Below are 18,552 nucleotides of genomic sequence, written 5' to 3'. Positions count from 1 at the left end.
GCCGGAGGCGTCAGGCGCGGGCGGCCTCGAGCAGCTCCCGGGCGTGCGCCCGGGCGGTCTCGGACTGCTCCTGCCCGGCGAGCATGCGGGCCAGTTCGACGACGCGGTCCTCCGGGTCGAGGACGGAGACGTCGCTCGTGGTGACGCCGGCGGCCTGATCGGAGGTCTTGAGCACCCGGATGTGCCGGTCGGCGAACGCGGCCACCTGCGGCAGGTGGGTGACGACGATGACCTGCACGTGCTGGGCCAGCCGGGCGAGCCGGCGCCCGATCTCGACGGCGGCCTTGCCGCCGACCCCGGCGTCCACCTCGTCGAACACGAACGTCGGCACCGGGTCGACCTGGGCGAGCACCACCTCGAGGGCGAGCATGACGCGGGACAGCTCGCCTCCCGACGCCCCCTTGCCGAGCGGTCGCGGCGCGGACCCGGCGTGCGGCTGCAGCAGCATGGCGATCTCGTCGGCGCCGTGCGGACCGGGCTCCCCGCCGCCCTCGACCCGGACGACGAGCGTCGCGTCCTTCATCGCCAGGGCGGTGAGTTCGGTACTGACGGCGGTCGCGAGCCGCTCCGCGGCCTCGGTCCGCAGCGCGGTGACCCGACCGGCCTGGGCCGTCATCGCGGTCTCCGCCTCGGCGACCTCCGCCTGCAGCGCCTCGATCCGGCTGCCGTCGTCCGTCAGCTCGTCGAGGCGGGCACGCGAGGTCGCCGCCCAGGCGAGCACCTCGTCGATGGTCGACCCGTAGCGGCGGGTGAGCGTGGTCAGCGCGGACCGCCGGTCCTCCACCTCGGCGAGCCGGGCGGGCCCGCTCTCGTCCAGGCGGGCGGAGTAGCCGGCGAGGTCGGAGGCGATGTCGGCCGCGAGGTAACCGATCTCGGCGACCCGCTTCGCGGCGGCGGCGATCTCCTCGTCGGCGTCCGACTCGGCGTCCAGCGCCCGGCGGGCGGCGTCGACCAGCCGGGCGACGTCCGGGGCGTCGTCGGCGCCGTCGGAGACCAGCGCCTGGTGCGCGGTCAGCGCGGCGACGCGCAGCTGCTCGATGTTGCCGAGCTTCAGGGACTCCGCGCGCAGGGCGTCGTCCTCGCCGGGCTGCGGGTCGGTGGTGTCGATCTCCTCGAGCGCGATCTGCAGGCTCTCCGCCTCGCGCAACCGCTCGCGCTGGTTCTCGGTCAGGTCCCGCAGGGTCGCGGCGGCCTCTCCGTGGCGTTGCCAGGTGCGGCGGTACTCCCCCAGCGCCGCGGCGAGCTCGGGCCCGGCGAAGGCGTCCAGCGCGGTGCGCTGCGCGGCCGGGGACGCGAGCCGCAGCTGGTCGGACTGCCCGTGCACGGCGACGAGGTGATGGCCCATCCCTGCGAGGACGCCGATGGGCACGGTCCGGCCGCCGGCGTGGGCACGGCTGCGGCCCTCGGCACTGACGGTCCGGGCGATGAGCAGTTCGAGGCCGTCGCCGGCCTCCTCGAGCGCGGCGCCGGCGTCCTCCGCGGCGGAGCTGACGGCCGTGGTGGCCGCCGACCCCGGGACGAGGCGGACGGTGGACTCGACGACCGCGGACGCCGCGCCGGCGCGCACCGCACCCGGGTCGGCGCGGGAGCCGAGCAGCAGCCCGAGGGCGGTGACCACCATGGTCTTGCCGGCACCCGTCTCGCCGGTGACGACGGTCAGGCCGGGACCGAGGGCCAGCGTCGCCTCGGTGATGACCCCGAGATCGCTGATCCGGATCTCCTCGATCATCGCCGCGCCTCCGCGCCCTCCGGCGCCGTGCCGTTCGAACCCGTGCCCGCCGGCGCCGTGCCGTTCGAACCCGTGCCCGCCGGCGCCGTGCCGTCTGAGCCCGCGCTGTCGGGCATCGCGCCCACCGGTTCCGTGCTGTCCGCCTCCGGCGGGGGCACCGCGCGAGTGGCGGCGCGCTCGGCGGACGGGTGGGCGGCGGTCGGGCCGCGCCACCCCACGGTGGGCAGGGAGAACTTGCGCACCAGGCGTTCCGAGAACGGGGCCCGGTGCGTGCGGGCCAGGCGCACCGGCGTGGCGGACCGGGTGACCTCGATCCGGGACCCGTTGGGCACCTCGGTCGCGCGTCGCCCGTCGCACCAGAGCACCCCGGACGCGTCGGTGCGGTCGAGCACCTCGACCGCGAGGGTGGAGGTCGGCGCGACGACCAGCGGCTTGGCGAACAGGGCGTGGGCGCTCAGCGGCACCATCAGCAGGGCGTCCACCTCGGGCCAGACGACGGGGCCGCCGGCGGAGAACGCGTAAGCGGTGGAGCCCGTGGGCGTCGCCATCACGACGCCGTCGCAGCCGAAGGTGCTGATCGGACGCCCGTCGACCTCCATCACGACCTCGATCATGCGCGCCCGGTCGGACTTCTCGACGCTGGCCTCGTTGAGGGCCCAGTTGTGGTCCACCTGCCGCCCGTTGCGCCAGACCGCCACGTCGATGGTCATCCGCTCCTCGATCTCGTACGCGCGGTCGGCCACCTGGCGGATGGTCTCGGCGAGGTCGGTGCGGTCGCTCTCGGCGAGGAAGCCGACGTGTCCGAGGTTGACGCCGAGCAGGGGGACGGCGGAGTGCCGCACGAGTTCGGCCGAGCGCAGGATGGTGCCGTCGCCGCCGAGCACCATGCCCAGCTCGATGTCGGCGAGACTGACGTGTTCGTTGAGGATCTCGCCGCACTCGATCTCGACGCCGGCGTCCGCGAGCGCGTCCCGGTCGGTGCGGGTGAGCACCGCGCCGAGCCCTTCGTCCTGCAGCTGGCGGGCCGTGGCCACCGTCGCGTCGACGGCGTCGGGACGCCCGGTGTGCGGCAACAGCAGGATGCGGCGGGTCATGTCTCGATGGTAGGCGGTCGGCGGCACCGGGCCGGGGCCGCCGTGTGCAGCTGTCGACAACCGCGCGTGGGCGTCGGAGCGTCAGGCGCGGGCACCGAGCCAGAGGAAGAACTCGACGTTGCCGTCCTGGCCGGGCAGCGGGCTGGTCGCCTCTCCGCGGACGGTCAGCCCGGCGTCGCGCGCGGCGGTGATCACCCCGTCGACGGCCGCCCGGCGGTCCGCCGCGGAGACGACGACGCCGCCCTTGCCGAGCCGGGACCGGCCCACCTCGAACTGGGGTTTGACCATGAGCACCAGGTCCCCGCCGGGCTCGGTCGCGGCGGCGAGCGGCTCGACCACGAGGCGCAGGGAGATGAACGAGAGGTCGGCGACGGTCAGCTGCACGGGCCCGCCGATGTCCTCCGGGGTGAGGTGGCGGATGTTCAGGCCCTCGACGACGCGGACCCGGGGGTCGGCGCGCAGCTGCGGGACCAGCTGGTCGTGCCCGACGTCGACGGCGGCCACCTCGCGGGCGCCGGCCCGCAGCAGCACGTCGGTGAACCCTCCGGTGGAGGCGCCGGCGTCCAGGCAGCGGCGGCCCGCGACCGCCACGTCGGGGAATGCGCGCAGCGCCCCGGCCAGTTTGTGGCCCGCCCGGCTGACGTACTCCTCCGCGGCGGCGGAGACGGCGAGGTCGTCCTGCGGTGCGGTCGTCAGGGCGACCTTGGTCGCGGCGACCCCGTTGACGCTCACCCGCCCCTCCCGGACCAGCCTCGCGGCGTGAGTGCGGGAGCGGGCGAGGCCGCGGACGACCAGTTCGACGTCGAGCCGGCTCACGACGCCGGGCTCACGGGGCCGGCGCTCACGGGGCCGGTGAGGACGACGGTCGCGGGCCCTCCGGGGCGTCGAGCGCGGCCGTGAGGGCGGCGTGCAGCTCGGTGTAGAGGGCGGCAGGGTCCTCGGCGGCGCCGGTGCGCACCCCGTCGAGCCGTTCGAGGATGCCGCGGACGGCGTCGTCGGTCAGGGCCGGGTCGTCCAGGTCCGGCAGGTCCGGCCAGGGGGGGCTCCCCGTCTCGTCGTGCTCGCTCACGCCCGCCAGTCTAGGGGCGAGGCCGGCCGCCGCCACACGAGACGGCGTGCATCCCTCCGGCATGGCACCCCGGGTCACCGCGGTGACGTGGCTATTCTCCTGAGCATGAGCACCCGTGGCGCCTGCGGCGCCTGTCGCAACGGCGACGAGCTGGACATCGCGTTCTCCATGGCCTTCCAGCCCATCGTCGACGTCGACACCAACACCCCCTTCGCCTACGAGGCGCTGGTCCGTGGCACCGAGGGGCAGGGCGCCATGAGCGTCCTCGAGCAGGTGACCGACGCCAACCGGTACGGCTTCGACCAGGCGTGCCGGGTCAAGGCGATCGAGACGGCGATGGCGGCCGGGATCGCCGACACGGGCGCACGGCTGTCCATCAACTTCCTGCCCAACGCCGTCTACTCGCCCCTGGCGTGCATCCAGCTGACGCTGCGCACTGCCGAGCAGGTCGCGTTCCCGCTGGACCGGTTGATCTTCGAGTTCACCGAGAACGAGCAGATGGCCTCCCCCGACCACATCGAGTCGATCATCGACAGCTACCGCGAGATCGGGTTCGCCGTCGCGATCGACGACTTCGGCGCCGGGCACTCCGGTCTCGACCTGCTCGCCCGGTTCACGACCGACCTGCTCAAGCTGGACATGGAGCTGGTCCGCGACATCGACGCCGACCCCCGCCGCCAGGCCGTCGTGCGTGCCGTGGTCGGTCTGTGCGCGGAGCTGGACACCCTGCTGATCGCCGAGGGGATCGAGACGCCGGAGGAGGCCCGCACGCTGCGCGACCTGGGCGTGCGCTACCACCAGGGCTACCTGTACGCCCGGCCCGGATTCGAGACCCTGCCGGAGATCTCCTTCGCCCTCTGATCCGGGGGCGGTTCGCCCTCGAGAGAAGTCGAGCGACGCGCGCACCGCGTCCGGCGTGACGCGAGCCACGACACTAAGTACGCTTCACGTCATGAACGCTACTTCCGCGACGACGCCGTCGCGGGCGGCTGCGCGGCCGCGCATGTCCCGCCTCCGCCGCCGTGAGGCGATCGCCGGTTACCTCTTCATCTCGCCGTGGATCGTGGGCTTCCTGGTCTTCACCGTCGGCGCGATGATCTACAGCCTCGTGATCTCCTTCAGCCGGTACAACCTGGCCACCAACGTCGCCCGCCCGGTCGGCACCCGCAACTACGAGCTGCTCTTCGCCGACCCCAAGGTGGCGACCGCGCTGTCGAACACCCTCTTCTTCGCCGTCATGGCCGTGCCGCTGGAGATCTGCTTCGCGCTCCTGCTCGCCCTGCTGCTCGCCCGGGTGGGGCGCGGCGCCGGGTTCTTCCGGTCCATCTTCTACCTGCCGAAGATGACGCCGGCCGTGGCCACCGCCTCCGTCTTCCTCCTGCTGCTCAACGGCAACACCGGCGCCATCAACCAGGCGTTGAGGGCCGTGGGCATCCAGGGGCCGCAGTGGCTGGTGGACCCGAACTGGGTCAAGCCGTCGATCGTGCTGATGACGCTGTGGGGCGTCTCCGGCACCATGGTCATCTTCCTGGCGGCACTGAAGGCCGTGCCCACCGACCTGTACGAGGCGGCGCAGCTGGACGGCGCCGGACCGGTCCGCCGGTTCTTCTCCATCACCGTGCCGATGATCTCCCCCACCATCTTCTTCAACGTCATCGTCCTGACGATCGCCGCTCTGCAGGTGTTCGACTCGGCGTACCTGTTGTTCTGGCGCGACCAGTCCAACGCCTCCCCCGAGTCGTCGCTGTTCTACGGCATCTACCTGTTCCAGCAGGCATTCCGTGACTTCAACTTCGGGTTCGCCTCGGCGATGGCGTGGCTGCTGTTCGTCATCATCATGCTGATCAGCCTGGTCCAGACCCGGCTGGCGAAACGCTGGGTCTACTACGAGGGAGGCGCGCAGTGAGCGAGCGGACCGAATCGACCCCGATGCGGCGGGTTCCCACGGGAGCCGTGGTCGGCGGTACGACGGCGACCACGTCCACCGGCGTCAGCACGGGTGGCACCGCCGCCGCCCCGGTGCTGGTGGCCGCCCCCGGCGGGGCACCCGTCGAGCGGGCCGGCCGCTCCCGCGAGCGGCGCCGTGTCCGGCCGGGCACCGTCGTGCTGTGGGTCCTCCTGCTCGGCTTCACGGCCCTGTTCCTCTACCCCCTGGTGTGGCTGCTCGCGGCGAGCCTGAAGCCACGCGGCGAGGTGTTCGACAACCGGCTGATCCCGCAGACCTTCACGCCGGAGAACTACCTGCAGGTGTGGCAACAGCTGCCGCTGCTGAGCTGGCTGGGCAACAGCGTGCTGATCGCGGTGATCGCCGCCGGCCTGGTGACCATCTCCAGCGCGCTCGTCGCCTTCGGCTTCGCGTACTTCCGCTTCCCGGGCCGCAACCTGCTGTTCGGGCTCGTGCTGGCGACGATGATGCTGCCGGGCGCGGTCACGATGGTCCCGCAGTACCTGATCTGGAAGAACCTCGGGGTGCTCGGCACCTGGATCCCGCTGTTCGGGATGAACCTGTTCGGCTCCGCGTTCTACATCTTCCTGCAGCGCCAGTTCTTCCTCGGCCTGCCGCGGGACCTGTTCGAGGCCGCCCGGATCGACGGGGCGAGCTACGTCGGCATGTTCCGCAGGATCGCTCTGCCCCTGTCGATCCCGTCGCTGATCATCATCTTCATCTTCGAGTTCCAGGCCAGCTGGAACAACCTGCAGGCCGCGCTGATCTACCTCAACGCCGGCACCGTCGAGGGCTACACGGTGCCGCTCGGCATCGCGCGGGCGATGACGATGTACTCCCCGACCAACGGCGGCCACGGCGACTACCAGTTCGTCATGGTCGCGGCCCTGGTCGTCACCATCCCCATGCTGCTGTTGTTCTCGTTCGCGCAGCGGTACTTCATCGAGGGCGTCGCCACGCAGGGCCGGAAGGGCTGAGCACGCCGGGACGCCTCCCGGACATGACGGAGGGGGCCAGCCGCTCGGCTGGCCCCCTCCGTCATGTCGAGCGTCGAGCTACTGGTCGGCGGCCTGGTTGAAGGAGCGCAGCGCGGCGGCCTGCGCGTCGGCGAGCGCCTGCTGCGGAGGCTTCTGGCCGAGCAGGGCGGCGGTGACGGCGTTACGCAGCTCGTTCTTGATCGCCTCGCCGGCCGGGGAGACCCCGATGGACTTGCCGGTGGGGACGACGTCGTAGAACGCGCTGATCGCCTTGTCGAAACCGGCGTTGCCGGTCGGCTTGACGTACTTCTCCCGGATCGCAGTGTCGGCGGCCGGCGAGCCGGTGAACAGGCCGGTGTTGATGCCGCCGTCCTTCGCCAGCGTCGCGGACCGCGCCTTCGCGGCCGCCTCCCACGACTGCTGGGAGACGAGGCTGAGCGCCCACGCACACGCCGCGTCCGGGTTCTTCGCCCCGGCGGGGATCACGAACGAGGTGCCGAGGGCGAAGGTGAACGGCTTGCCGTCCGTCCCCTTGAACGGCACGGCGGCGATGTCCTCCTGGTCCGCCGTGGCGGAGAGGACGTTCAAGTACCACTGGGCGTCGACCTGCGCGCCGACCTGGTCCTTGACGAACTGGTTGTTCTTGCCGAACGTGTCGAACGAGTCGGAGAAGCTCTTGATCTTCGCGTGCCCGCCCTGCGCGTCGGAGAGCTTCTTCAGGCCCTCCAGCGCGGTGACGTTCTTCGGGTCGTCGAGCGCGGGCTTGCCGCTCTCGTCCATCAGCCGGCCGCCGGAGTTGAGCATCCACATCTCCGGCGCGCCCGTGGCGACGGGGTCGATGCCGAGCCGGGTCGGGCTCCCCCCGCTCGCCTTGTACATCTTCTGCGCGGCCGCGGTGAGCCCGTCGATGTTCGACGTGTCGATCTGGTCCGCGGTGACGCCGGCCTGCTTCATCACCCGGTTGTTCAGCAGCATCAGCGGCGGCTGGTAGAACTGCGGCACCGCCCAGATCTGGTTCTTGTACTTCACGGACTCGGTGACCGCCGGGTAGAACAGCTTCGACGGGTCCACGTCGTGCGCGGAATAGCACTGGTCCAGCGGCTTGATCAGCCCCTGCGCGGCGTAGGTGCCGATCAGCGCCCGGTCCATCTGCACGACGTCGGGCAGGTCGCCGGACGCGGCGCGGGTGGTGAACTTCTGCGAGTCGAAGGACGTCTGGTCCAGTTTGACCTGGACGCCGCCGAGCTGGCTCTGCGCGTAGGCGAGGCGTGCCTTGCCGACGTCGTCGGCGTTGTCGAACGCCCAGGCGCTGAGGTTGCCGGACGGGCTGGCGCCGAACGACGGCGCCGCGGACGAGTCACCGCCGGACGAACTTCCGCCGCCACCGCAACCGGTGAGGGCGAGCGCGGACACGAGGAACACGGCCGAAGCGGGCCGGACGGGAAACGACATCGTTGTCCTCCGATCGGGGCCGGCGGATGGCCGGCAGCGAGCACGAATTGATCAGCATGCTGGTGAGATGAACGTAGACCAGCGGCAGCACGGCGGCAACTCGCCACGCGCTGGGGACGCGGGCCCTCCTCGGGCAGGGCCGGCTCAGGTGTCACCGGTTCGAAACACGACGCTGACGTGGGCGCAACGGCGGGTCGTCAGGGTGGAGGCATCACTCGCCACGCCGCCTGAAGGAGGACCACGATGAGCACCGCATCCCTGGCCGGTTCGGCCGCCGACACCGACGACGCCCGCGCGGCCACCCGCGAATCCCTCGAGGACTACACGCTGCGGTTCGCACCACGCTCCTACCGCCGGTGGGGACCGGCCGTCGTCGCCACCAGCGCGCTCGGCGGCATCGCCTACCTGGCGGACTTCTCCATCGGCGCCAACATCGGCATCGCCCACGGCACCGTCAACGCGCTGCTGGGCATCGGCGTCGCCGCCGTCATCATCTTCGTCACGGGCTTCCCGCTGGCCTACTACGCGGCCCGGTACAACATCGACCTGGACCTGATCACCCGCGGCTCCGGCTTCGGTTACTACGGCTCCGTGGTCACGAACATCGTGTTCGCGACCTTCACCTTCATCTTCTTCGCCCTCGAGGGCTCGATCATGGCGCAGGGCCTCGAACTCGGTCTCGGCATCCCGCGGCCCGTCGGCTACGCCGTCTCGACGCTGATGATCATCCCGCTGGTCATCTACGGCATGAAGATCCTGGCGAAGCTGCAGGTGTGGACGACGCCGCTGTGGCTGCTGCTGATGGTGATCCCGCTGGTCTACCTGGTGGCCACCCACCCCGCGTCGGTGTCCCAGTTCTTCGACTACCGCGGGGCCACCGGCGACGGCGGGCCGGACCTGGCCTCCGTGATGTTCGCGGCCGGCGTGTGCCTGTCCCTGATGGCGCAGATCGCCGAGCAGATCGACTACCTGCGGTTCATGCCGCCGAAGACGGACGCGAACCGGCGTGCCTGGTGGACGGCCGTCGTCATGGCCGGGCCGGGCTGGGTCGTCTTCGGGGCGCTCAAGCAGGCCATCGGGCTGTTCATCGCGGTCTACATCATCGCGAACCTGGACCCCGCGGCGTCGGCGACGGCGAACGAGCCGGTGCACCAGTTCCTCGGCGTCTACAGCGAGATGATGCCGGCGTGGCTGGCGATGACCCTCGCCGTCGTCCTCGTCGTCATCTCGCAGATCAAGATCAACGTCACCAACGCCTACTCCGGGTCGCTGGCCTGGACCAACAGCTTCACCCGCGTCACCGGCACCTACCCGGGCCGGCTGGTGTTCGTGATCGTCAACCTCGGCATCGCCCTGGCGCTGATGGAGGCGAACATGTTCGACGTCCTCAACACCATCCTCGGGTTCTACGCCAACTGCGCGATGGCGTGGGTCGTCACGGTGGCCACCGACATCGGGATCAACAAGTACCTGCTGAAGATCTCCCCCAAGGCGCCCGAGTTCCGCCGCGGCATGCTGTACGCGATCAACCCCGTGGGCTTCGTGTCCATGCTCGCCTCGGCCGTCGCCTCCATCGCCGTCTTCTTCGGGGCGGTCGGCGCGGACGTGCAGCCGTACTCGCCGATCGTGGCGGTCGGCCTGGCCGTCGTGCTGCCGCCCGTGCTCGCGATCGCCACCCGCGGCCGGTACTACCTGCGCCGGTCCGACGACGGCATCGCGATCCCGATGCTCGACGAGGACGGCAACCCGTCCGACGTCCGGCTGCGCTGCTGCGTCACCGGCCTGGACTTCGAGCGCCCGGACATGCTCGCCTCCGCCCGCACCGGCCCGAACGGGGAGCCGCTCTTCATCTCCTCCCTCGCGCTGGCGACCGACCGGACCGGCGAGCACGTGCTCCCGGCCGACCCGCCACCGCCGGGCACCGCGGGCACCGTCACGTCGACCGCGGCGGTCCCCCGACGCGCTGATGCCGCCCCGGATCCGGTGGCCGCAGGGCGCGGATGATGACGTCACTGCACGTCAGACTGGGGAGAAACCATTGACAAAGCGCGGGTCACTCTCCCTAGAGTGAAAGCCGGGGTGGTCGGGCCGACTGGGGAGGCCCGACCACCCCTCACCATGACCGGCTCCCGTGGCGGGCGCGGCTCGGCCGTGGAGGCCCGCTACCGTGGATCCGTGCACCGGATCACCGCCGTCGAAGACGTCGCCCGCGACGGCACGCCGTTGACCGGCACCCGCGCCCGCGACCTCGTCCGGCTGCTGGTCCTCTCCCCCGCCGGCGCCCTCCCCACCACCGCCCTCGTCGACGGCCTCTGGCCGGACGGGCAGCGACCGGCCCACCCCGCCAAGGCCGTCCAGGTCGTCGTCTCCCGCGTTCGCGCCCAGTGGGGCCCGGACGCCATCACGACCACCGCCGACGGCTACCGCCTGGCGGACGCGGACGACGTCGACGTGCGCCGGGCGCGGGCGGACGCCGACGACGCGGAGGCCGCCCTGCGGCAGGGTCGCGCCGACGTCGCGTTGCGGGCCGCCGACCGGGTGCTGCTCATCCGCGCGGACGGCGACGTCACGGGCGCGGCAGGGTCCTCCACCGACCCCTCCACCGACGCGTCGCCGGCGGCCGACGTCGCCGTCACGGTGGTTGCGGCGCACCGGCGGGCCGCCCGGGCCCGGGCCGTCGCGCTGGCCGACCTCGGCCGCTGGCCCGAGGCGTTCCCGGAACTGGAGCACGCGGCGGCGGAAGCGCCGGACGACGAGGCGGTGCTCGCCCGCCTGCTGCGGGCCGAGGCGGCGGTCGCCGGGCCCACGGCCGCCCTGACCCGTTTCGAGCAGTACCGCCGCCGCCTGCGGGACACCCTCGGCACCGATCCCGGACCCGACCTGGCGGCCGTGCACGCGGACCTGCTCGCCGGCCAGAGCGCCCGCTCCGCACCGGCCACTGCGACCGCCCTGGTCGGTCGCGAGGAGGCCATCGACGCCGTCGTCGCCCTGACCCGCAGCAGCCGGGTGACGACGATCGTCGGGCCGGGCGGCCTCGGGAAGACGACCCTCGCCCTCGCCGTCGCCGATCGGCTGACGGCCGCGACCGTCATCTACGTCGAGCTGGTCACGGTGACCGCGGCGGAGGACCTGGACGCCTGGCTCGCCGGCCAGCTCGGCGGCGCCGGCCGCAGCACGGTGACCTCCGGCCCGCGCCCGTCGCTGACGCCGCGGCAGGTGACCCTGGACCGGTTGCGCGACTCGCGTGCCGTGCTCGTGCTCGACAACTGCGAACAGATCGTCGACGCGGTGGCGGACCTGACGGCGGCGATCGTGGCGACCTGCCGACGCGTGACCGTGCTGGCCACCAGCCGCGCCCCGCTGCGGATCTCCGCCGAGGCGGTGTTCGCCCCGCGCCAGCTCACCCTCGCCGAGTCGGTCGACCTGTTCACCCGGCGGGCGCGGGCGGTGCGCCCGGACGCCGACCTGGCCGTCGACGCCGTGGCCGCCGTGTGCGAGCGGCTCGACGGCCTGCCGCTGGCCATCGAACTGGCGGCCTCCCGCGTGCGGACGCTGACGGTGACGGACATCGCCGCCCGGCTCACCGACCGCTTCGCCCTGCTGCGCGGCCGGGACCGCGACCGGCCGGACCGGCACCGCACCCTCGAGGCGGTGATCGCGTGGAGCTGGGACCTGCTGACCGAGCCCGAGCGGAACGCCCTGGCCGCCCTGACCGCCTTCCCGGACGCCTTCACCCCGGCGGCCGCAGCTGCCGTCGTCGGCCCCGTCATGGGTCGTGTCGTCGGTTCTGGCATCGGGAGCGGCCGTGGGACGGGGGCCGGGACCGCTGCGGACGTGGAGGACATGCTCGACGTGCTGGTCGACCAGTCACTCCTGACCGTCCTGGAGGCCGGGCGCACCTCCCACGTCGCCGTCCTTCCCGTCCCCGGCGTCCGCTACCGACTGCTGGAGACGGTCCGCGAGTTCGCCGCGCCCCGGCAGCGCGACCCCGCCGCCGTACGGGACGGGCTGATCGCGTGGGCCGCCGCACGGTGCCGCGCCGACCGGCGCCCCCTGCACGGACCCGAGCAGCCCGTCGCGCTCGCACGGATCGCCGCCGACGCGGAGAACCTCGCCCGCGCGCTGCGGCTGGCGCTCGACGACGGCGACCCGCGGGCCCTGGACATCGCCGCGACCGTCGGCATGGCGTGGGGTCTGATGGACGACGAGGCCACGCTGACCGCGATCGCCGAGCCCCTCGGCGAGCTCGCCCGGCGCGAGGCCGACCGCCTGGTCCGGGCCGGCGCCCCGAGCCGGACCGACCGGGCGGACGACGCGTTCGCCGCGACGGCCGACACCCTGAGCGTGCTCATCGTTTACACGCGGGACAGTCCCGAGAGCACCGACAGTACGCGCGCGGCGCGCGCCCGCGCCCGCAACATCCGCGCCCTGCGTGCCCTGCTGGCCGCACAGGAGGACGAGCAGGGCGACGAGCCGTGCGACTACGCCGAACCGGACCAGGTGCTGGCCCTGCGCGCCCTCGCCCGGCGCTTCCCGGCCCTCATCCGCACCGTCACCCGCGGCGAACCGCTCGTCGCCGGTCCCGGGGCGGGCACCACCGAACGCGCGGTCACGGTGTTCCTGAGCGCCTTCATCACCGAGAACCAGGGTCGGATCGCCGACGCGATCGCGGACCTGACCGCGCTGGTCCCCGCCCTCGAGGACGTCACCCCGTGGCTGCGGGCCGGGGTGTACCTGCGCATCGGGGAGCTGTACCTGGGCCGGGCGGACGGCGAGAACGCCCGCCGCTGGGTCGAACCGGAGCTGCCGCTGATCGGCTCCCTCGGCTCGGCGGAGAACCTGATCCAGGCGCACGCCATCTGCCTGATGGCCGCCATGGCCCGCGGCGACCTCGCCGACGCCCGCGCTCACCTCGCCGTCGTCGAGCGGATCCCGCCGCAGCGGTCCGCCGGCGCGGGGCCGTTCCGGTTGGTCGCGGCCGCCTCCGCCGCCGAGATCGCGGCGGTCGAGGGCCGCGTCGACGACGCGGACCGGCTGCTCCGCGAGCTCGCCGTGGATGCCCGCGAGCAGGACGCCTTCTTCGCGAGCGTCGACCGCCCCAACGTCTGGTACGGCTCCGCGTTGGCCCTGGACCTGGCGATCCTCGCCCGGCACCAGCGGCCGCTGACCGGGGACGACGTCGTCGCCGAGGCGAGCGGCTGGCTACTGTCGGTGAGCCGCTCCGCGCTGCCGTTCCTCGACCGGCCCCAGTACGGCGCCCTCGTCTTCGCGCTCGCGTCCTGGCTCCTGGCCGCCGGACGCACCCGCGACGAGGCGACGGCGAGCAGCCGGGCCGGGGCCCGCCTGCTCGCCGTCGCCCTGAGCCTGGACTACAACCGCACCTACCCGTCGATGAGTCTCGCGCCCGCCCTGGCGCTCGCGCGCGAGGATGCCGGTGAAGCCTTCGACGCGGCGACGGCCGAGCTGGCCCGCGTCCAGGACGACGCCCTGCTCGACCGCTGCCGGGAGATCCTGGCCGAGATCCTGGCCCCGCCGGCCACCGAGGCCGGAGGCGACGGCGCTCAGGTGCGCCGGCGGTAGCCCCACAGGGCGAGTGGGGCGAAGACCGCCACCACCACGGCGAGGCAGACCACGGTCCAGAACACCTCGATGGTCACGCCGCCGCCGTTGCACAGGTCCCGCACGGCGGAGACGAGGTGGGAGACGGGATTGATCTCCACGAAGCTGCGCAGCCAGTCCGGCATGGTGGCCGGGGAGACGAACGCGTTCGAGAGGAACGTGAGCGGGAACAGGATCATCATGCCGATGGCCTGGACGGCGCGGGCGCTACGGGCCACCGTGCCGAGGAAGACGAAGATCCAGGACAGTGCCCACGCACTGACGATGACGAGGACGCCGGCACCGATCACACCGAGTGCCCCGCCGGCCGGTCGGTAGCCGAGCGCGAATCCGACGGCGAAGGTGAGGACCGTGGCGATCAGGTAGCGGATCAGGTCCGCAATCATCGGGCCGGCCAGCGGCGCGAGCCGGGACATCGGCAGGGAGCGGAAGCGGTCGAAGACGCCCTTCTCCATGTCCTCGCGGATTCCGGTGCCCACGCTCATGCACGCGCTGATCATCGTCTGCGCGAGGATGCCGGGGATGATCGTCGGCAGGTAGGAGCCGATCGACCCGGCCACGGCGCCGCCGAAGATGAACGTGAACATCACGGTGAAGAGGATCGGCTGGAGGATGACGTCGAACATCTCCTCGGGTTTGCGCAGGATCTTGATCAGGGACCGGTGCGCCATGGTGAACGTCTGCTCGACGGACCGGCGGAGGGACAGGGGCGGGGCCGCCGCGGCGGCGGGGCGCAGCTCGCTCGGCGCGGGGCGGGTGGGGGTCGAGATGCTCATCGGACGGACTCCATCACGGGTGCGGCCTCGTCACCGGGGGCGGAGGCATGGTCGGGGGCGCCGCGATCCGTGCCGGGGTCGGCGGTGGGATCGTCGGTCAGGGCGAGGAACACCTCGTCCAGGCTGGGCTTGTGGACGGCGACCTCGGCCACGTCGATGCCGGCGTCGCGCAGCCCGGTGAGCACGTCGACCGTCCGGCCGGTCGTGGCCAGCGGGGCGACGAGCCGGGACGCCTCCGGCGTGAGGGCCGGGACGACGCCGAGCTGCCGTTCGACGAGCGCGGCAGCCTCGCTGAGGCGGTCGGCGTCCGTCAGGCGCAGGGAGAGGGACGCGGAGCCGACGCTCGACTTCAGATCATCGGGCGTGCCCTCGGCGACCTTCCGGCCGCGGTCGATGACGGCGATGCGGTCGGCGAGCTGATCCGCCTCGTCCAGGTACTGGGTGGTCAGCAGGATGGTGGAGCCGCCGCGGACCAGCTCGCGGATGGTGTCCCACATCTGGCCGCGGGTCCGCGGATCCAGGCCGGTGGTGGGTTCGTCGAGGAAGATCAGCGGCGGCTGGGCGATGAGGCTCGCGGCCAGGTCCAGACGTCGGCGCATGCCGCCGGAGAACTGGCGCAACGGCCGGGTGGCAGCCTCGGTAAGGGCGAACTGCTCGAGCAGCGTGTTCGCCCGGGCGGTGGCCGCGCGGCCGGACAGGCCGAGCAGGCGGCCGAAGATGGTGAGGTTCTCGCGGGCCGTCAGTTCCTCGTCGACCGACGCGTACTGCCCCGTCAGTCCGATCAGGCCGCGGACGGCGTGCGGGTCGCGGGCGACGTCGTGGCCCAGGATGCTGGCCCGGCCGCCGTCGATGGGCAGCAGCGTGGCGAGCATGCGGATGGTCGTGGTCTTGCCGGCGCCGTTGGGTCCGAGGACGCCGAACACCTGGCCCTGCTCGACCATGAGGTCGATGCCGTCCACGGCGGTGTTCGTCCCGAACCGCTTGATGAGGCCGGTGGCCTCGACAGCGTTCGCGGTCATGGTGGTTCCCTTCGGTGAGTCGTCGTGGCGATCGCCACGACCACCACCTTCCGGCCCACCGGTTTCAGTCCGGCCTCACCACGGTTTCAGCCGGTCTCAGCGCGCGCGCACCCCATCCCACGACATGCCGAGGACATCGGGGATACAGCGCTGTAACCCCGTCGACGTCGGCGCGTTGCGGGACCGGCTGCGTCCAGCCGGCCGGGCTCAGCCGAACGTGACGTGCGGCGTCGCGGCGTCGTCCGGGTGGGCTGCCCACCAGGCCGCGCAGGCGGCACGCCAGCCGTCGAGGTCGTCCTCCTCGGCGCCGTCGACCAGCACGGTATCCCCGTCCACCCGGGCACGGGCGTCGCCGCAGCGGAACCCGTCGACGTCCGGCTCGACCTCCGCCACGGCGGCGAACAGGTCCCGCAGGTCTGCGAGCAGCAGGTCCGGCCGTTGACCGGGGACGGCGGCGATCGCGGTGTGCACGGAATCGACACCGGTGAGCACGAGCGCCGACGTGAGGCCCGCGTTGTTGCCGCCGAGGACGTCGGTGTCGAGCCGGTCACCGATCACCAGCGGATCGTCGAGGTCGAGTTCGGCGGTCGCTGCGGCGAACAACGGCGCCTCGGGCTTGCCGGCGACGAGCGGATCGACGTTCACGGCCGCCCGCACGGCGCCGACCAGGGTCCCGTTGCCGGGGGCGATCCCCCGAGCCCGGGGAATGGTCGCATCGGTGTTCGTGGCCACCCAGAGCGCACCGGCGTTGATGGCGTACCCGGCCTCGGCCAGGTGCACCCAGCCGATCGACGGGTCGAAGCCCTGGATGACCGCGCGCGGGTCGTCCGTGGCGGACGTCACGGGGGTCAGCCCGACGCGGCGCACCTCGGCGGCCAGGTAGTCGCTGCCGGTGACCAGCACGGCGTCGCCCGGTGTGAGCTTCTCGGCGAGCAACCGCGCGCCGGCCTGCGCCGAGGTCACGACGCTGCGCTCACTCGCCGGGGCGCCCAGCTCCACCAGGTGGGCGGCGACGTCCGCCGGGGACCGCGACGCATTGTTGGTGACGTAGCCGACGGCGCGGCCGGACTCGACGACGCGGTTCAGCGCCTCGACGGCGTGCGGGATCGCGCCCGGCCCCGCGTAGACGACGCCGTCCAGGTCACACAGCAGTCCGTCGAATCGATCGATGAGCCGACCGCCGCCGTCCCGGGGCTCATCGCTCACGCGGAGGGTCCGCGGTCGCTGTCAGCGTCGTGCTGCGTGTCGGTGTCGGTGTCGGTGTCCGCATCCGGTTCCGCGGCAGCGACGTCGGCCGCCGGAGCGCCATCGTCGGTATCGATATCGCGGTCCACGTCGGAGTCCTCAGCCGACTCCGACGCGTCGTCCACCGTCGTGTCCGCATCCGGCTCCGCAGCGGCAACGTCAGCCGACGGAGCATCGTCGGCGCCCATGTCGCGGCCCGCGTCGGCGTCGCGCTCCTGGCCGGCGTCCGACCGACGGTCGTCCCGCCGGTCGCGGCCGCGCCGGTCCTCCGGCTCGTCGTCCTCGCCGAGGTCGATGATGTCCGGCTCGGCGAAATCCCCGACGCCGAGCGCCTGCTCGGCCCGCTCCGACTGCACGCGCCACCGCTCGGACTCACCGGTGCGCCCGGCCGCGTCGAGGGCGTCCGCGTAGGCCAGGAACAGCCGTGGACTCCAGGAGAAGGCGCGGTTGATGTCCAGCTGCGGGATCTCCAGGGCGCTCAGCGACTCGTCGGACTGCCCGAGGTCGGCGTGCGCGCCGGAGACGACCATCGCCAGTTCCACCCGCGTCGGCGTGTCCAGGCTCTCGACGTCGACGCTGCCGGCGAGCTCGATCGCCTTCTGCGGCCGGCCGAGGCCCCGCTCGCAGTCGGCCATCAGCGCGAGGTACTCGTTCGAGCCGCTGATCCGGCGGAACGTCCGGAACTCGCGCAGAGCCTCGGCGAAGTCGCCGGCCTCGTAGGCGGTGATCCCGACCGCCTCGCGCACGGCACCGATCCGACCGCCGCGGCGACTGGCTGCGAGGGCGTGCTCGAAGGCGAGAGCGGGATCGATGTCGAGGTAGCGACCGGCCATCACCAGGTGCTTGGCGACCCAGTCGGCGTTCGTGGACTCGAGCGTGCGCAGCTGCGCCCGGACGGCCTTGTCGAGCTCGCTGCCGGTGACGTCGTCGTCGATGTCCGGCGACTTCGCCCGGTCCGCGCGGTTGGAGCGCCGCAGGTCGTGATGCGTGGCCTGCTGCTCGCGCTCGACCTGCTCGCGGTCATCGCGCCGCGGTCGGTCCTCCCACTGACGGCGTGGGCGATCACCGGACTGCTCATCGCGACGCGGGCGGTCACCACCGGCACGGTCGTCGCGACGCGGCCGGTCCTCCCACTGACGACGCGGGCGCTCACCGGACTGCCCACCCTGGCGCGGGCGGTCACCACCGGCACGGTCATCCCGACGGGGACGGTCCTCCCACTGACGACGCGGGCGATCCGAACCGGACTGCCCACCCTGACGCGGGCGGTCACCACCGGCACGGTCATCCCGACGGGGCCGGTCCTCCCACTGACGACGCGGCCGATCCGAACCGGACTGCCCACCCTGGCGCGGGCGGTCCTCCCACGGACGACGCGGCCGATCGCCACCGGACTGATCGTCCCGGCGCGGTCGGTCACCGCCGGCGCGGTCGTCCCGACGGGGCCGGTCACGCCACGATCCGCCACGACCCGCACCGGTGTTGCCGCGCGACTCGCCCGACCGTCCGGACCCTCCGGGTCCTCGTCGGGGTCCGCGCCGCTCGTCGCCTGTGCCGTCAGCCATGTGTGTGCTCCATCCTTCGTGCTCGGCGCACCGCGTGGGCGGACCGCTCTCCCCTATGCATG

At 72.8% G+C, this 18,552-nt stretch carries 14 protein-coding genes; 5 read left to right on the top strand and 9 right to left on the bottom strand.

From position 1 onward, the window contains the following. Positions 1 to 10: 10 nt before the first annotated feature. The 4 genes from recN to BGP79_RS02250 form a co-directional block, all read right to left on the bottom strand. Positions 11 to 1,729, bottom strand: a complete 1,719-nt coding sequence (gene recN / locus BGP79_RS02265; protein WP_076693004.1) for a DNA repair protein RecN — start codon at positions 1,727 to 1,729, stop codon at positions 11 to 13. After that, entirely contained in the window at positions 1,726 to 2,823 is a 1,098-nt protein-coding gene (locus tag BGP79_RS02260; protein WP_083701475.1) for an NAD kinase, read from the bottom strand. The genes recN and BGP79_RS02260 overlap by 4 nt, the downstream gene beginning before the upstream one ends. 81 nt (positions 2,824 to 2,904) lie before the next feature. Next, the gene (locus BGP79_RS02255) at positions 2,905 to 3,639 is read right to left on the bottom strand and encodes a TlyA family RNA methyltransferase (protein ID WP_076693003.1); all 735 of its coding nucleotides are present in this window, start codon (positions 3,637 to 3,639) and stop codon (positions 2,905 to 2,907) included. Between the two features lie 25 nt (positions 3,640 to 3,664). Continuing rightward, positions 3,665 to 3,892, bottom strand: a complete 228-nt coding sequence (locus BGP79_RS02250; protein WP_076693002.1) for a hypothetical protein — start codon at positions 3,890 to 3,892, stop codon at positions 3,665 to 3,667. A 105-nt stretch (positions 3,893 to 3,997) separates the two neighbouring features. Here BGP79_RS02250 and BGP79_RS02245 point away from each other — a divergent pair, with 105 nt between their 5' ends. From BGP79_RS02245 to BGP79_RS02235, 3 genes are all read left to right on the top strand, one after another. Then, entirely contained in the window at positions 3,998 to 4,753 is a 756-nt protein-coding gene (locus tag BGP79_RS02245; RefSeq protein WP_198928403.1) for an EAL domain-containing protein, read from the top strand. 91 nt (positions 4,754 to 4,844) lie between these two features. Next, a complete protein-coding gene (locus BGP79_RS02240; RefSeq protein WP_076693001.1) occupies positions 4,845 to 5,798 on the top strand; it encodes a carbohydrate ABC transporter permease in 954 nt (317 codons plus the stop codon). Then, the gene (locus BGP79_RS02235) at positions 5,795 to 6,814 is read left to right on the top strand and encodes a carbohydrate ABC transporter permease (RefSeq protein ID WP_233121014.1); all 1,020 of its coding nucleotides are present in this window, start codon (positions 5,795 to 5,797) and stop codon (positions 6,812 to 6,814) included. The genes BGP79_RS02240 and BGP79_RS02235 overlap by 4 nt, the downstream gene beginning before the upstream one ends. Before the next feature lie 78 nt (positions 6,815 to 6,892). Here the strand turns inward: BGP79_RS02235 and BGP79_RS02230 are convergent, their stop codons facing one another. After that, entirely contained in the window at positions 6,893 to 8,266 is a 1,374-nt protein-coding gene (locus tag BGP79_RS02230) for an ABC transporter substrate-binding protein (protein ID WP_076693000.1), read from the bottom strand. Positions 8,267 to 8,509: 243 nt separating this feature from the next. Here BGP79_RS02230 and BGP79_RS02225 point away from each other — a divergent pair, with 243 nt between their 5' ends. Together BGP79_RS02225 and BGP79_RS02220 are read left to right on the top strand one after the other, a co-directional pair. After that, positions 8,510 to 10,270: a cytosine permease gene (locus BGP79_RS02225; protein WP_083701474.1), complete on the top strand. Its 1,761-nt coding sequence runs from the start codon at positions 8,510 to 8,512 to the stop codon at positions 10,268 to 10,270. Between the two features lie 171 nt (positions 10,271 to 10,441). After that, the gene (locus BGP79_RS02220) at positions 10,442 to 13,846 is read left to right on the top strand and encodes a BTAD domain-containing putative transcriptional regulator (RefSeq protein ID WP_158067105.1); all 3,405 of its coding nucleotides are present in this window, start codon (positions 10,442 to 10,444) and stop codon (positions 13,844 to 13,846) included. On the opposite strand, the gene BGP79_RS02215 is transcribed toward BGP79_RS02220, so the two are convergent. The 4 genes from BGP79_RS02215 to BGP79_RS16830 form a co-directional block, all read right to left on the bottom strand. After that, the gene (locus BGP79_RS02215; RefSeq protein WP_083701473.1) at positions 13,828 to 14,661 is read right to left on the bottom strand and encodes an ABC transporter permease; all 834 of its coding nucleotides are present in this window, start codon (positions 14,659 to 14,661) and stop codon (positions 13,828 to 13,830) included. The genes BGP79_RS02220 and BGP79_RS02215 overlap by 19 nt on opposite strands. Beyond that, positions 14,658 to 15,680, bottom strand: coding sequence for an ATP-binding cassette domain-containing protein (locus tag BGP79_RS02210; protein ID WP_076692998.1), 1,023 nt, complete (start codon positions 15,678 to 15,680; stop codon positions 14,658 to 14,660). Before BGP79_RS02210 ends, BGP79_RS02215 begins: the two co-directional genes overlap by 4 nt. Positions 15,681 to 15,887: 207 nt before the next feature. Beyond that, positions 15,888 to 16,886, bottom strand: coding sequence for an HAD-IIA family hydrolase (locus BGP79_RS02205; protein WP_076692997.1), 999 nt, complete (start codon positions 16,884 to 16,886; stop codon positions 15,888 to 15,890). After that, positions 16,883 to 18,490, bottom strand: coding sequence for a tetratricopeptide repeat protein (locus BGP79_RS16830; RefSeq protein WP_233121013.1), 1,608 nt, complete (start codon positions 18,488 to 18,490; stop codon positions 16,883 to 16,885). The genes BGP79_RS02205 and BGP79_RS16830 overlap by 4 nt, the downstream gene beginning before the upstream one ends. Positions 18,491 to 18,552: the final 62 nt, after the last annotated feature.

This window comes from Tersicoccus sp. Bi-70 (assembly GCF_001968825.1).
In the GTDB taxonomy this organism is placed as follows: Bacteria; Actinomycetota; Actinomycetes; order Actinomycetales; family Micrococcaceae; genus Tersicoccus.
This window is presented reverse-complemented; position numbering and strand designations above follow the sequence as displayed.

Bases quoted from the DNA above. Each gene is read 5' to 3' on its own strand.
- BGP79_RS16830 (WP_233121013.1), bottom strand. From the start codon at position 18,490: ATGGCTGACGGCACAGGCGACGAGCGGCGCGGACCCCGACGAGGACCC.
- BGP79_RS02245 (WP_198928403.1), top strand. From the start codon at position 3,998: ATGAGCACCCGTGGCGCCTGCGGCGCCTGTCGCAACGGCGACGAGCTG.
- BGP79_RS02215 (WP_083701473.1), bottom strand. From the start codon at position 14,661: ATGAGCATCTCGACCCCCACCCGCCCCGCGCCGAGCGAGCTGCGCCCC.
- recN (WP_076693004.1), bottom strand. From the start codon at position 1,729: ATGATCGAGGAGATCCGGATCAGCGATCTCGGGGTCATCACCGAGGCG.
- BGP79_RS02210 (WP_076692998.1), bottom strand. From the start codon at position 15,680: ATGACCGCGAACGCTGTCGAGGCCACCGGCCTCATCAAGCGGTTCGGG.
- BGP79_RS02230 (WP_076693000.1), bottom strand. From the start codon at position 8,266: ATGTCGTTTCCCGTCCGGCCCGCTTCGGCCGTGTTCCTCGTGTCCGCG.
- BGP79_RS02225 (WP_083701474.1), top strand. From the start codon at position 8,510: ATGAGCACCGCATCCCTGGCCGGTTCGGCCGCCGACACCGACGACGCC.
- BGP79_RS02240 (WP_076693001.1), top strand. From the start codon at position 4,845: ATGAACGCTACTTCCGCGACGACGCCGTCGCGGGCGGCTGCGCGGCCG.
- BGP79_RS02260 (WP_083701475.1), bottom strand. From the start codon at position 2,823: ATGACCCGCCGCATCCTGCTGTTGCCGCACACCGGGCGTCCCGACGCC.